Source organism: Aureimonas sp. SA4125 (assembly GCF_019973775.1).
Classification (GTDB): Bacteria; Pseudomonadota; Alphaproteobacteria; order Rhizobiales; family Rhizobiaceae; genus Plantimonas.
The window spans coordinates 4,631,496-4,644,869 of sequence record NZ_AP025032.1 but is presented as its reverse complement, the minus strand read 5'-3'; the positions used below and the strand labels follow the sequence as shown (position 1 = coordinate 4,644,869).

The 13,374-nt window shown below is 66.2% G+C and carries 10 protein-coding genes; 7 read left to right on the top strand and 3 right to left on the bottom strand.

Features of this window, described 5'->3' with window-relative positions; genetic code table 11:
- The first annotated feature begins 287 nt into the window (after positions 1–287).
- The 7 genes from rho to Sa4125_RS21915 all read left to right on the top strand — a co-directional run bounded on the left by rho (position 288) and on the right by Sa4125_RS21915 (position 8,964).
- Positions 288–1,553 carry a transcription termination factor Rho gene (gene rho, locus Sa4125_RS21945; RefSeq protein ID WP_224001693.1) on the top strand — a complete coding sequence of 422 codons (1,266 nt, stop codon included), beginning with the start codon at positions 288–290 and terminating at the stop codon, positions 1,551–1,553.
- Between the two features lie 268 nt (positions 1,554–1,821).
- Entirely contained in the window at positions 1,822–3,135 is a 1,314-nt protein-coding gene (mnmE, locus tag Sa4125_RS21940) for a tRNA uridine-5-carboxymethylaminomethyl(34) synthesis GTPase MnmE (RefSeq protein WP_224001691.1), read from the top strand.
- Between the two features lie 79 nt (positions 3,136–3,214).
- Complete coding sequence (mnmG, locus tag Sa4125_RS21935; protein ID WP_224001689.1) at positions 3,215–5,104, top strand: tRNA uridine-5-carboxymethylaminomethyl(34) synthesis enzyme MnmG; 1,890 nt, start codon at positions 3,215–3,217, stop codon at positions 5,102–5,104.
- A complete protein-coding gene (gene rsmG / locus Sa4125_RS21930; protein WP_224001686.1) occupies positions 5,094–5,849 on the top strand; it encodes a 16S rRNA (guanine(527)-N(7))-methyltransferase RsmG in 756 nt (251 codons plus the stop codon). Before mnmG ends, rsmG begins: the two co-directional genes overlap by 11 nt.
- Before the next feature lie 43 nt (positions 5,850–5,892).
- On the top strand, positions 5,893–6,678 hold the full coding sequence (locus Sa4125_RS21925; RefSeq protein WP_224008126.1) for a ParA family protein: 786 nt from the start codon (positions 5,893–5,895) through the stop codon (positions 6,676–6,678).
- A 100-nt stretch (positions 6,679–6,778) separates the two neighbouring features.
- Entirely contained in the window at positions 6,779–7,744 is a 966-nt protein-coding gene (locus tag Sa4125_RS21920) for a ParB/RepB/Spo0J family partition protein (protein ID WP_224001684.1), read from the top strand.
- A gap of 185 nt (positions 7,745–7,929) precedes the next feature.
- Positions 7,930–8,964, top strand: coding sequence for a DUF4424 family protein (locus Sa4125_RS21915; RefSeq protein ID WP_224001682.1), 1,035 nt, complete (start codon positions 7,930–7,932; stop codon positions 8,962–8,964).
- Positions 8,965–9,025: 61 nt separating this feature from the next.
- Here Sa4125_RS21915 and holA read toward each other — a convergent pair whose 3' ends face one another.
- The 3 genes from holA to leuS are packed head-to-tail and all read right to left on the bottom strand — an operon-like array spanning position 9,026 to position 13,254.
- Positions 9,026–10,078, bottom strand: a complete 1,053-nt coding sequence (gene holA, locus Sa4125_RS21910; RefSeq protein WP_224001680.1) for a DNA polymerase III subunit delta — start codon at positions 10,076–10,078, stop codon at positions 9,026–9,028.
- Between the two features lie 22 nt (positions 10,079–10,100).
- Positions 10,101–10,637, bottom strand: coding sequence for a hypothetical protein (locus tag Sa4125_RS21905; protein WP_224001678.1), 537 nt, complete (start codon positions 10,635–10,637; stop codon positions 10,101–10,103).
- 13 nt (positions 10,638–10,650) lie between these two features.
- A complete protein-coding gene (gene leuS, locus Sa4125_RS21900) occupies positions 10,651–13,254 on the bottom strand; it encodes a leucine--tRNA ligase (protein ID WP_224001676.1) in 2,604 nt (867 codons plus the stop codon).
- Between the last annotated feature and the right edge of the window lie 120 nt (positions 13,255–13,374).

Here is a 13,374-nt window from a genome sequence, read left to right as displayed (position 1 = left end):
ATGCTGCATCCATGGTCGGCCGGCAGGCGCATACCCCGGTATGCGGGTGCCGACCTCCGGCGGCGGGTGCGCGTCAAGCGAGCGAAATGGGCTTGCACCGGCGGGCGCGTGGCCGTATAGCAAAAAGAGACTTCCCGCCTTCCGAGGCGCGGGCCGGCGTTTCCGCCCCGCCTTTGCATTGCCGAAGCCGTCGCATCGACGGCGCTCCGCATCCCTACTTTCCCATGTCACAGCAGTCCCCCCGGTCGAAACCGACCAAGCGAGCGGGACGGAGCCCCATAACTCCCATGTCCGAAATGAAGCTTCAGGATCTGAAGAACAAGAAGGCCCCCGAGCTCATCGCCTTTGCCGAGGAGAACGGGGTCGAGAACGCGCCGGTCCTGCGCAAGCAGGAACTGCAGTTCGCGATCCTGAAGAACCTCGCGGCCCAGGGTGTCGAGATCATCGGCGAGGGTGTCGTCGAAGTGCTGCAGGACGGTTTCGGCTTCCTGCGCTCCCCCGATGCGAACTACCTGCCGGGCCCCGACGACATCTACATCTCGCCCTCGCAACTCCGCCGCTTCTCGCTGAAGACCGGCGACACCGTCGAAGGCCCGATCCGCAGCCCGAAGGACGGCGAACGCTATTTCGCGCTCCTCAAGGTGAACACGATCAACTTCGATGATCCCGAGCGGATCAAGCACAAGAGCCATTTCGACAATCTGACGCCGCTCTATCCGAACGAGCGCTTCAACATGGAACTGGAGAATCCGACCTCGAAGGATCTCTCGGCCCGCGTCATCGATCTCGTCGCACCGCTCGGCAAGGGTCAGCGCGCGCTGATCGTCGCACCGCCGCGGACGGGCAAGACGGTGCTCTTGCAGAACATCGCCCATTCGATCACCGCCAACCATCCGGAATGCTACCTGATCGTCCTCCTGATCGACGAGCGGCCGGAGGAAGTCACCGACATGCAGCGTTCGGTCCGCGGCGAGGTGGTCTCCTCGACCTTCGACGAACCGGCGGTGCGCCACGTCCAGGTCGCCGAAATGGTCATCGAAAAGGCCAAGCGCCTCGTCGAGCATGGCCGCGACGTCGTCATTCTCCTCGATTCCATTACCCGCCTCGGCCGCGCCTACAACACCGTCGTGCCGTCCTCCGGCAAGGTACTGACGGGCGGCGTCGACGCGAACGCCCTGCAGCGGCCGAAGCGCTTCTTCGGCGCCGCGCGCAACATCGAGGAAGGCGGCTCGCTGACCATCATCGCGACCGCCCTGATCGACACCGGCAGCCGCATGGACGAAGTCATCTTCGAAGAGTTCAAGGGCACCGGCAATTCGGAAATCGTTCTTGACCGCAAGGTCGCGGACAAGCGCATCTACCCCGCCATGGACATCCTCAAGTCCGGAACGCGCAAGGAAGAGCTGCTCGTTCCGAAGGCCGACCTTCAGAAGATCTTCGTTCTGCGCCGCATCCTCGCGCCCATGGGCACGACCGATGCGGTCGAATTCCTGAACGACAAGCTGAAGCAGACGAAGATGAACGCGGACTTCTTCGACTCCATGAATACCTGATCGATCCGGCATCGATTCGCAGGCGGTCCGATCCCTCAGGGGTCGGACCGTTTTGCGTTCGGCCCGGGATTCTCGCTGCGCCATCGATGATGAGAGCCGCGCTTGGAACGGCGCTGGGGTGACGGGTTCCAGCCTAGGGGCGCCCGCCGACCGCGGGATTTCCGGTACAGTTTCCTTGTCAATAAATTGATTCGGATCCGGACCGACCGCTACGAACGACCTCGCATCACCTGCTGGCAATCTCTCTCGGAAAACGTCGGATACGCCCTTGCAAGAGACCATCGTCGCGCTGTCTTCGGGATCGCTGCCGTCCGGCATTGCGGTCGTGCGCATCAGCGGTCCCGCCAGCACGGTCGCGCTGGAAGCGTTGACAGGATCCGTTCCGGCCGCGCGGCGAGCCGTGCTGCGGCGGATCGGGAATATCGAGGGGCTCGAGATCGACCGGGGTCTCGTTCTCTTCTTCCAGGGACCGGCGACGGTCACGGGCGAGGATCTGGCCGAACTCCATCTTCACGGTGGAAGGGCCGTTGTCGCCGCCTGCCTCGAGGCACTCACCGCCCTGCCCGGAATCCGTCTGGCCGAGGCCGGCGAGTTCACCCGCCGCGCTTTCGAAAATGGCCGGATCGACCTGACGGAGGCCGAGGGTCTCGCCGATCTCCTGGCGGCCGAAACTGCGTCGCAGCACCGCCTGGCGCTGTCGCAGGTCGGTGGCAGCCTTCGCGGGCTGTACGAAGGCTGGATGACCTCGCTGGTGCAGGCGCGCGCGATGCTGGAGGCATCGCTCGACTTTTCCGATGAGGGAGACGTCGGCGAAGACGCTGCCGATGCTGTGGCGCCCGCTTTGGCAAGACTTGCCACGGAGATGAAGACCCATCTCGCTTCGGCCCATCGGGGCGAGATCTTGCGCGACGGATTTCGCGTCGCGATCATCGGTGCGCCGAATGTCGGCAAGTCGAGCCTGCTGAACGCCCTCGCCGACCGCGATGTCGCCATCGTCTCCGATATCCCAGGCACGACGCGCGATGTGATTGACGTATCCCTCGACCTCGGCGGTATTCGCGTCCGCATTTCGGATACGGCCGGCCTTCGCGACACCGAGGATGCAATCGAGTCCATCGGAATTGCCCGGGCTCAGGAGGCGGCGGCAGCGGCAGATCTTGTTCTGGTGCTGGACGACGGGACCGCGACTCACGTGAAACATGGCGGGAGTGGCGAGGGACAAAAGTATCTCAGGCTGAGGACGAAATCTGACCTGATGTCGCGCGACGATCGATTCGGCTGCGAAACACTGGCGGTTTCAACGGCGACGGGCGAGGGGCTTTCCCAGCTTTTGTCCGTGCTCGCGCGGTATGCAGAAGAGGCCGCGGGTGATCCTGGCGCCGTCGTTCCCGTCCGTTTGCGTCATCGCGAAATCGTCGCCGATGCCTTGGCCTTGCTTGGCGATGCGCAGGCCTTGTCGGCGCCGGAGATCCAGGCGGACGGGTTGCGTCGGGCGACCGATCGTCTGGGCGCGCTGACGGGAAGGGTCGGGGTCGAGGACCTTCTTGACGTCATCTTTTCCGAATTCTGCATCGGCAAGTGACTCACGTGAAACAGGCGGACGCCGGCGAGGACGTGAGCTTCCATTGACAGGCAGGCCACCCATCGGCTTAACCCTCGTCATGCAAGACAATCCGAATCCATCCTGCGACGTTATCGTCATCGGCGGTGGCCATGCCGGCTGCGAGGCGGCGGCGGCGTCAGCCCGGCTCGGTGCGCGGACGCTGCTCGTCACCCATCGCTTCGACACGATCGGCGCGATGAGCTGCAATCCGGCGATCGGCGGGATCGGAAAGGGCCATCTGGTTCGCGAAATCGATGCGCTGGACGGTCTGATGGGCCGGGTGGCGGACGCCGCCGGCATCCAGTTTCGCCTGCTCAACCGGCGAAAAGGCCCGGCGGTTCGAGGGCCGCGGACGCAGGCGGATCGCAAGCTCTATCGCCTGGCGATGCAGGCAGCGATCCGCGACACCGCCAATCTCACCGTCGTTGAAGGCGATGTCTTCGACCTCGCTTTCTCCGGGGACAATGTCCTTAACGGCGTCATCCTCGCCGACGGTCGCACGATCCGGTGCGGCGCCGCCATCCTGACCACGGGTACCTTCCTCTCTGGTCTTATCCATATGGGTGACCGCCAGATCCCGGCCGGTCGCATGGGCGAGGATCCGTCGCTCGGCCTCTCCGGCACTCTGCGCCGCCTTGGATTGCGCCTGGGCCGGTTGAAGACCGGCACACCCGCACGCCTCGACGGAAAGACGATCGACTGGTCAGGCCTCGACATGCAGATGGCCGACGACGAGCCGCAGCCCTTTTCCTATCTCACGCAGACGATCACCAATCGCCAGATCGCCTGCGGCATCACGCGCACGACGCCGCAGACGCATCAGATCATCCGCGACAATCTCCAGCGATCGGCGCTCTATTCCGGTGCGATCGAGGGCGTCGGCCCGCGCTACTGCCCGTCGATCGAGGACAAGATCGTCAAGTTCGGCGAACGCGACGGTCATCAGATCTTCCTCGAGCCGGAGGGCCTCGACGACGACACGGTCTATCCGAACGGCCTGTCGACCTCGCTCCCCGAGGAGGTTCAGCAGGAGTTTTTGCGGTCGATTCCAGGTCTTGGACGCGTCGAGATCCTGAAGCCCGGCTACGCCATCGAATACGACCATGTCGATCCGCGCGAGCTGCACGCGACCCTCGAGGTTCGCGCGGCTCCCGGCCTGTTTCTTGCCGGACAGATCAACGGGACCACGGGTTACGAAGAGGCTGCGGCGCAAGGGCTTTGGGCCGGGCTGAATGCCGCTCGCCGCGCCGGCGGATCGGAACCCGTCCGCATCGGCCGCGCCGACGCCTATCTCGGCGTGATGCTCGACGATCTGACGCGCACCGGTGTGAGCGAGCCGTACCGCATGTTCACCTCGCGCGCCGAGTTCCGCCTGTCGCTGCGCGCCGACAATGCCGACCGGCGGCTGACGCCGCTGGGGCTGTCGCTCGGCCTGGTCGGCAGCGAGAGGGAAACAGCCTTCCAATCCAGCGAGGCTCTGCTCGCCTCGGCGCGGGAGACGTTGGAAAAGCTGACAATCTCTCCGAGCAGCGGCGAGCGGCTCGGCCTGTCTCTCAATCGTGACGGACGCCCTCGCAGCGCTTGGGGCCTGCTTGCCCAGCCGGATATCGATCTCTCTCGGCTTGCGTCGATCTGGCCAGAAATTGCCGACATCGGCGGATCGATTCGGGAGCGTATCGAAATCGAGGCGACATACGACGTCTATCTCGACCGTCAGCAGCGCGAGCAAGACCGGTTGCGGCGCGACGAGGCGGTGGTCATTCCCACCGGATTCGACTTCAGCCAGCTTCCGGGGCTGTCCAATGAATTGAAGCATAAGCTCACTCTGCATCGACCAGCCTCTCTCGCGGAGGCCGAGCGCATCGACGGCATGACACCGTCGGGATTGGCACTGATTCTCATCGGTATCCGGAAGGCAATGCGGAAGGAGACCGTCGATGCGGCCTGAACGCGAGCCCCCACCCCGCGTCGCCGTTCGACGGACGAAAAAGCCGGACCGGGTGGATCCTACGATCCTGGCGGCGGACCGTGCCGCCTTTCTGTCGCGCCGGCCTGTTTCACGTGAAACATTGGAGAGGCTGGACCGCTACGTCTCGCTGCTGCTCGAATGGCAGGCGAAAACAAATCTTGTCGCCTCCTCGACCCTGGCAGAACTTTGGACCCGCCATCTGGAAGACTCCCTGCAACTCGCCGAGCTCGCGCCGACCACGGCCCGATGGTGCGACTTGGGGTCGGGCGGCGGATTTCCGGGGATCGTCACGGCGATCCTGGGCGTCGGCATACCGGATGCGCATGTCGATCTCATCGAAAGCAATGACAAGAAGGCCGCTTTTCTGCGCGCGGCGATCCGCGAAACGGGCGTCTCCGCCACCGTCCATGCGGCCCGCATCGAGGACTGTGCCGCGATCCTTGGCCGGGCCGATGCGGTCAGCGCCCGGGCGCTGGCTTCTCTCGATCTGCTCTTCGGCTTCGTCGCCGGGCGTATCCGGCCGGAAATCCCCTGTTATTTCGCCAAAGGGGGAGCCCATTCCGAAGAAATCGTTGACGCGTCGCGCCATTGGCGATTCACACTGGTGAAGCATGCTTCGGCAACGCGCGACGATGCTGCGATCCTGGAGGTTCGTTCCATCGCGCGCCGTGGCTCTTCTGCCGACAAGACGGTCGCGACTGAAACCGTTTCGTCGTCGAAATGATGATCGCCAGGGACGAATGATGGATGTCATGACGCCGAGACGGATGCGAGTCATCACCATCGCAAACCAGAAGGGTGGAGTCGGCAAGACGACCACCGCGATCAATCTCGCGACGGCGCTGGCTGCCGTCGGGCGCCAGACACTGCTGATCGATCTGGATCCCCAGGGCAATGCTTCCACGGGTCTGGGCATCGACCGGGAGGACCGCGACGTGTCGTCCTACGACGTGCTGGTCGAAAAGGCATCGATTACCGAGGCGTCGATGGCGACGGCGGTGCCGAACCTCTTTCTGGTGCCTTCGACGCTCGATCTTCTCGGGCTGGAGATGGAGATCTCCGGTGCGACGGGCCGTGCCTATCGCTTGCGCGACGCACTTCACTTCCACACGATGGAAAGCCCGCAGTTCGATTTCGTGCTCATCGACTGCCCGCCGTCGCTGAACCTCCTGACCGTGAACGCCATGGCCGCGGCCGACTCGATCCTCGTGCCGCTACAGTGCGAGTTCTTTGCGCTGGAAGGTCTCAGCCAGCTCCTGCAGACGGTCGAGCAGGTGCGCGACTCGCTCAATCCGGCGCTGACCCTGCACGGCATCGTCCTGACCATGTTCGACGGCCGCAACAACCTGGCGTCGCAGGTGGTGAACGACGTGCGCTCCTACATGGGACGGCACGTCTACGACACGATCATCCCGCGCAATGTGCGGGTGTCGGAGGCGCCGTCCTTCGGCAAGCCGGCGATCCTCTACGATATGAAATGCCCGGGCAGCCAGGCCTATATCCGGCTGGCCTCGGAGGTGATCCAGCGCGAGCGTCGGCTGGAGGTCGCATGAGCGGCGGTGGCAAGACCGCGACGGGCGCCGGCACGATGCGCTCCGCCCCGCGCTACGGCAGCGTACGGGTCGGGACATCCGGCAGCACAGGGAGATGGGGATGAACGAGGACAGATCGCGGCAGCGGCTCGGGCGCGGCCTGGCGTCGCTGATCGGCACCGGCGGTGCCGTCCAGCCCCGGCACTCGACCGCCTTCGCCCCGCAGGAAGAGGCCGGCGAGCGCCGCGTTCCCCTCGCCCGGCTGTCGGCCAATCCGCGCAATCCGCGCCGGCATTTCGGCGATGCGGAGCTTGCCGAACTGACGCAGTCGATCCGCAGCCACGGCATGGTGCAGCCGATCCTGGTGCGCGCGCTCGGCAACGACCGCTACGAGATCGTCGCGGGCGAGCGGCGCTGGCGCGCGGCCGCAGCTGCCGGCCTTGCCGAGGTGCCGGTGGTGGTGCGCGAGATCAGCGACCGCGAGTCGCTGGAAATCGCCATCATCGAGAACGTCCAGCGCGCCGACCTCAGCGCCCTGGAGGAAGCCAATGCCTACCAGATGCTGATCGACGAGCATGGCTACACCCAGAGCGATCTCGGCGACGTCCTCGGCAAGAGCCGCAGCCACGTCGCCAACACACTGCGGCTCCTGAAGCTGCCGGACGCCGTTCGCGGCATGCTCGATCGCGGCGAGCTCTCGGCGGGACACGCTCGCACGGCCGTCTCGGCCGAGGACCCCGAAGCCTTCGCGCGGCAGATCGTCGAGCGCGGCCTGTCGGTGCGCGAGGCCGAGGAAATGGCCCGCGGACCCGTGGAGGCACCGGCGCGCCCTGCCGCGCCGCGATCGCCCCGCACGGTGAAGGCGCCAGCGCCGCCCGTGCCGGCTCCGCGCGAGAAGGATGCCGACACGCGGGCGCTGGAGCGGCTTCTGTCTGAGACGCTCGGCATGCGCGTCGAGATCAGACTGCCCGAAGAAGGCGGCGACCTGCGCATCGACTACGGCAATCTCGAACAGCTCGACGAAATCTGCCGCCTCCTGCAGGCCAAGGCCAAGCGCGCCGCCGAGCCGCGGGTGGTGAGTTTCTGAGGCAACCGGCTTCCGGCTGACTATCCTGCGTGTCGGCGACCTTCGCGCGCCGGCGTCGCCGGATCTGCGCCGGATCTGCCTTGGCCGTCTGGTGAGGCGGGCGGCGCTGATGGCAAGGGCGGAAAGGCCTATCGGATGGCGCACGACCTGTGGGAAGAGAGGTTTCCCGGGCCGGAGGTCAAGTCATGAAAACCCGCCGTTTCCTTGTCCTGTCGCTCGCATGGCTGGCGAGTTCGAGCGCTCTTGCGCACGCCAATGATTCGTCTGCGCAGAAGGCCGCCGGCGGGCTGGAACTCATTGCCAATGATCGGGTCCGGATGGTTGCCGAGGACCTCCGGATCTCTCCGACGGCGATCGATATCCAGTATGTCTTCCAAAATGACGGAACCGAGGACCAGGAGTTGACCGTCGCCTTTCCGCTCCCCGCCATCGAGGGTTTCGGCCTGTCGCAGCAGCCGGTCGATCTGCCCTTTCCGGACCAGCCGAACTTCGTCGGCTTCACCGTCGCGGTCGACGGGAAGGCGATCGAGCCAGAGCTGGAGGAGCGTGCCTTTGTCGGCGACCGGGACGTGACGGCGATCCTGCGGCGCCACGGGCTCGGCCTCAATCCCCTCGGGACAGGCGAAAAGGCGCTCGGCGATCTCAGCGCGGAGGACTATGCCGAGCTCGAGAGCCAGGGCATCGCGACCCCGCGCGACTTCGGCGAGGCGCTCTGGCGCTACGAGGCGAAGTTCCACTTCGACCAGACGTTTCCCGCCGGCCGGCCGGTTGCCGTCACGCATTCCTACCGTCCGGTGACCGGACGCACCTTCCTGGTGAAGTCCTCGATCGGCGATCCTGCCGACACAAGGACCTACTGTATCGACGCGGGAACGAAGAGGGCGATGGCCGGCGTCATCCGCAAGGCGGCCGCGGCGAGCTACGAAGCCGATCCCGTGGAGAATGCAGGGCTCAAGGCCGACCCGATGGACGGCGTCGCCTACAGCGCGGTCGTCCAGTACATTCTCACGACCGCCAACAACTGGGCGGGGCCGATCGGTACATTCCGCCTGACCATCGACAAGGGCGCACCGGGCAACGTCGTCAGCCTCTGCCAGGACGGCCTGACGAAGACCTCGCCGACGACCTTCGAATTCACCGCCAGGGACTACGTGCCGAAGCGCGACCTCGCGATCCTGTTCGCCTCGCCCGACAATGAAGGCTTGCGCGCGCCACAGTGACCGACTTTCCGGACAGGCGGTGACGCCCCGTGGCGGCAGCCCGGCCGGCGCAGGCAATCCCCTATCGCCGGCCGCGCGAGCGCAGGCGTGCGGCCTCGACGGCGACGGTGAGGAGCGTCTGGCGGACGATGGTCTGCGCGAGAGCCGATTCCTTGCGGCTGGCAAGGATGTCGGCCTCGATCCCGGCCAGAACCGGGCCGACGGCGTCGAGACTCCACAGGCCGACGGCCGCCTCCATCGCCGCCTTGCGGCGGAAATGCGGGTGGCGGCTCTCGACGACGCGCGACACCGTCTGGCCGCCCCGCTCGACCGACTGGCGCATCAGCTGCAGTGCCTGGAAATAGCGCAGGAGACCCTGGTGCAGGAGAAAGGGCGCGGTCCCGGCGGAGGTCAGCCGGGCGATCAGCTCGGGCAGCTTGCGCACCTCGCCCGACGCTGCCGCATCGATCGTCTCCTCGACCGTGTCGACCGAGACGTCGCCGACGATCGCCTCGATGTCGGCCTCTTCCACCGCCGTCTTCCCCAGGCAGTAGAGACAGAGCTTCTGCACTTCTCCGCGCGACGCCAGGCGGTTGGCACCGAGGCGCGCGCGCAGGGCCTCCCTGGCGTCGCGGGCAATGGTGAGGCCGGAGAGTTTCATCTCCTCGTCGATCATCATGTCGAGGGCCCGCCCCTCATCCTGGTAGCAGGGCAGCGCCATCGCCGCCCTGCCCTTCTCGGCGGCGGCGCGCAGCGGCGCGCTCTTCTTCAGGTCGCCGGCCTCGATGATGATGGTAACGTCGACGGGCGGTTCCTTGCCGAAGACCGCCACAGCCTCGGCCAGCGCCTTGCCGCTGCCCGTGCCGGCGCCGCGCACCCGGATCAGGCGGCGGCCGCCGAACATCGAAATGGTCCGGGCCTCGTCGTAGAGGCGACCGATGTCCTTTTCGAGCTCGTCGGCGGAAAGGGCGATCGCCGCGAACGGGTCCTTCAGGTTGACGCCGGAGAGGCTCGCGATCTTTGCGGCGCGCTCGGAAACGAGCCCCGAATCGGGGCCGTAGAGAAGGACGGTCGGAAAGCTGGTGTCGGGGCGGGAGAGAAAGGCCTCGACCTCCCCGGCCTTCTTCTCCGCCATCAGGCCCGCGCCGCGCCGCGGCTCACTTCTGGAGGTCCTTGCGGATGGCGGAGACGACGGCGAGCTCGACCTGGCCGGCGACGAGCTCGCCCGCCTTTCTCTGCGCGTCGAGTAGAGCGCGGGACGACGAGAAGAGCTGCGCGGACCGGTCGAAGGGCGCGGTGGCGTTGCGCGAGCCCGTGGCGATGACGGTCTGGTCGGCGAGGCGCACGACCTGGTAGGCGACGGTCATCTTGTAGGTGCTGGCCGAAGGAACGCCCGATCCGGACTGGATCGATACCACGGTTTCAAGGCCGGTGACGCTGTTGCGGATCTCGTAGACCGGCGCCTCGGGCTTCTTGCCACCGTTGAGGTTGAACAGCAGGGCGTTGCGGACGATCTGCGTCGTCCGGTTGTTTGCCTGGGAGACACTGATGCGTCCGCGCATGTCGGCGAGTTCGGTTCCCGGCACGCCCGTGGACAGCGCGTCGACCCGCGACTTGCCGTAGAGCGGGGCGACCGTACAGGCCGAGGTGGAGAGCATCACCAGCCCGCAGCAGAGGAGAAGTCCGGCCTTCATGGCGCGAGCCCGATCAGACGACGACATTCACGATCCTTCCGGGAACGACCACGATCCGCTGGGGAACACGGCCCTCCAGTGCCGCCTTGACGAAGTCGAGTTCCATCACGGCGCGTTCGATGTCAGCCTTGCCGGCCTTCGCGGAAACCGTCAAGTCGCCGCGCTTCTTGCCATTGAGCTGGACCGGCAGCATGATCTCGTCGACGACGAGAAGTTCGGCCTCGACGGCCGGCCAGGGCTCGGCGGCACAGAGGCCGGCATGGCCCAGCGTCGTCCAGCATTCCTCCGCCAGATGCGGCACCATCGGCGCGACGAGGCGCGTCAGGATGGAGAGAGACTCGCCTGCCGCCGCCTCGATGCCGGCAAGGCTTCGGCCCTCGCCGAAGGCTGCAAACAGCGTGTTGACCAGTTCGTAGAGCCGCGCGACCGCCTTGTTGAAGGCGAGCCGCTCGATGTCGTCGGCGACGCCGGCAATGGTGCGGTGCGCAGCGCGGCGGATCTCGGTGGAACGGGCGGCGTCCGACTCGCCTGCGGTGGATGCCGCCAACCGCGGCGCGGCGTCGGCGACGAGGCGCCAAAGCCGCTGGACGAAGCGGTGGGCACCCTCGACGCCCGATTCCGTCCAGATCACGTCGCGCTCGGGCGGCGAGTCCGACAGCATGAACCAGCGCGCGGTGTCGGCGCCGTAGGAGGCGATGATGTCGTCGGGGTCGACGACGTTCTTTTTCGACTTCGACATCTTCTCGATCGAGCCGATCTCGAGCAGGGCGCCGTCGCTCATCCGCGTCGCGGTGCGCGTGCCGCCCTCCTCGGTGATGCGGATGTCGGCCGGGGCCACCCAGTCGCGGCCCGCGCGATAGGTTTCGTGCACGACCATGCCTTGCGTGAACAGGCCCTTGAACGGCTCGTCCAGCGCGACGTGGCCGCAGGCCCGCATCGCCCGGACGAAGAAGCGGGAATAGAGGAGATGCAGGATCGCGTGCTCGATGCCGCCGATATACTGGTCGACCGGCAGCCAGGCATTGGCGCGCTGCGGATCGGTCGGCTCCTCGGCATGCGGCGCGGTGAACCGTGCAAAATACCAGGAACTGTCGACAAACGTGTCCATCGTGTCGGTCTCGCGCAGCGCCTTGCCGCCGCATTGCGGGCAGGGCGCGTGGCGCCAGGTCGGATGGCGGTCGAGCGGATTGCCGGGCTTGTCGAAGTCGATGTCGTCCGGAAGCTTGACCGGCAGGTTCTCGCGCGCTTCGGGCACGACGCCACAGGTCTCGCAGTGGAGGACCGGGATCGGGCAGCCCCAGTAGCGCTGGCGCGACACGCCCCAGTCGCGGAGGCGAAAATTGATCTTGCGCTCGGCCTGCGGCCTTCCGCCGAGATCGGTGGCGGCCAGCCTGTCGGCCACCGCCTGAAAACCTTCGGCCGGGGTCATGCCGTTGAGGAAGGCGGAATGGAACAGCGTTCCGTCGCCGACGAATGCCTCGGTGCCGACCGTGAAGCTCGCGGCCTCGGCATCCGGGGGCAGGACGACGGGCGTGACCGGCAGCTCGTATTTCCGGGCGAAGTCGAGATCGCGCTGGTCATGCGCGGGGCAGCCGAAGATCGCCCCGGTGCCGTATTCCATCAGCACGAAATTGGCGACGTAGACGGGCAGCTTCCACGCGGGATCGAAGGGATGCACGGCCTCGATGCCGGTGCGCATGCCGAGCTTGTCGGCGGTCTCGATCGCCGCCGCGGTGGTGCCGCCGCGCTTGCAGGCGAGGATGAACTCGGCCAGCACCGGATTGTTTTGCGCCGCGGCCTTGGCCAGCGGATGATCGGGCGCGACCGCGATGAAGGAAGCGCCGAAGAGGGTGTCCGGCCGCGTCGTGAAGACGGTGACGTCTTCCGCCGCATCCGGCGCCTTTTCCAGCGCGAAGCGGACGAGCAGGCCTTCCGACTTGCCGATCCAGTTCTTCTGCATCACCCGGACCTTTTCCGGCCATTCCGGCAAGGTGTCGAGTGCGGCCAAGAGGTCCTCGGCATAGTCGGTGATGCGGAAGAACCATTGTGTCAGCTCGCGCTGCTCGACCGGGGCGCCCGAGCGCCAGCCCTTGCCGTCGATCACCTGCTCGTTGGCGAGCACGGTCATGTCGACCGGGTCCCAGTTGACCTTGGCGTTGCGGCGGTAGGCGATCCCCTCTTTCAGGAAATCGAGGAAGAGCATCTGCTGGCGATGGTAGTAGTCGACGTCGCAGGTCGCGAATTCACGGGACCAGTCGAGCGACAGGCCCATGGATTTCAGCTGGGCGCGCATGGTCGCGATGTTCTGGTAGGTCCATTCGCGCGGATGCACCTTGTTCTGCATCGCGGCATTCTCGGCCGGCATGCCGAAGGCGTCCCAGCCCATCGGGTGCAGGACGTTGAAGCCGCGGGCCCGCTTGTAGCGCGCCACCACGTCGCCCATGGCGTAATTGCGCACATGGCCCATGTGGATGCGGCCGGAAGGATAGGGAAACATCTCGAGGACGTAGTATTTCTCGCCCGGCGCATTGTCGTCCGTCTCGAACAGCTTCTCCGCGTCCCAGGCGGCGCGCCAGCGCGGTTCGGCTTCGCGGGGATTGTAGCGTTCGCTGGACATTCGGCAGGTCCGTCGGTTCACGACAGTCGATATTGACTTATCTCGGGGTGACGCCGTTCAACACGGCGGCACGCACCCCGTCAACAAGAAGCGTGACGCGGCAGGGCGGGCGGGTGCGAA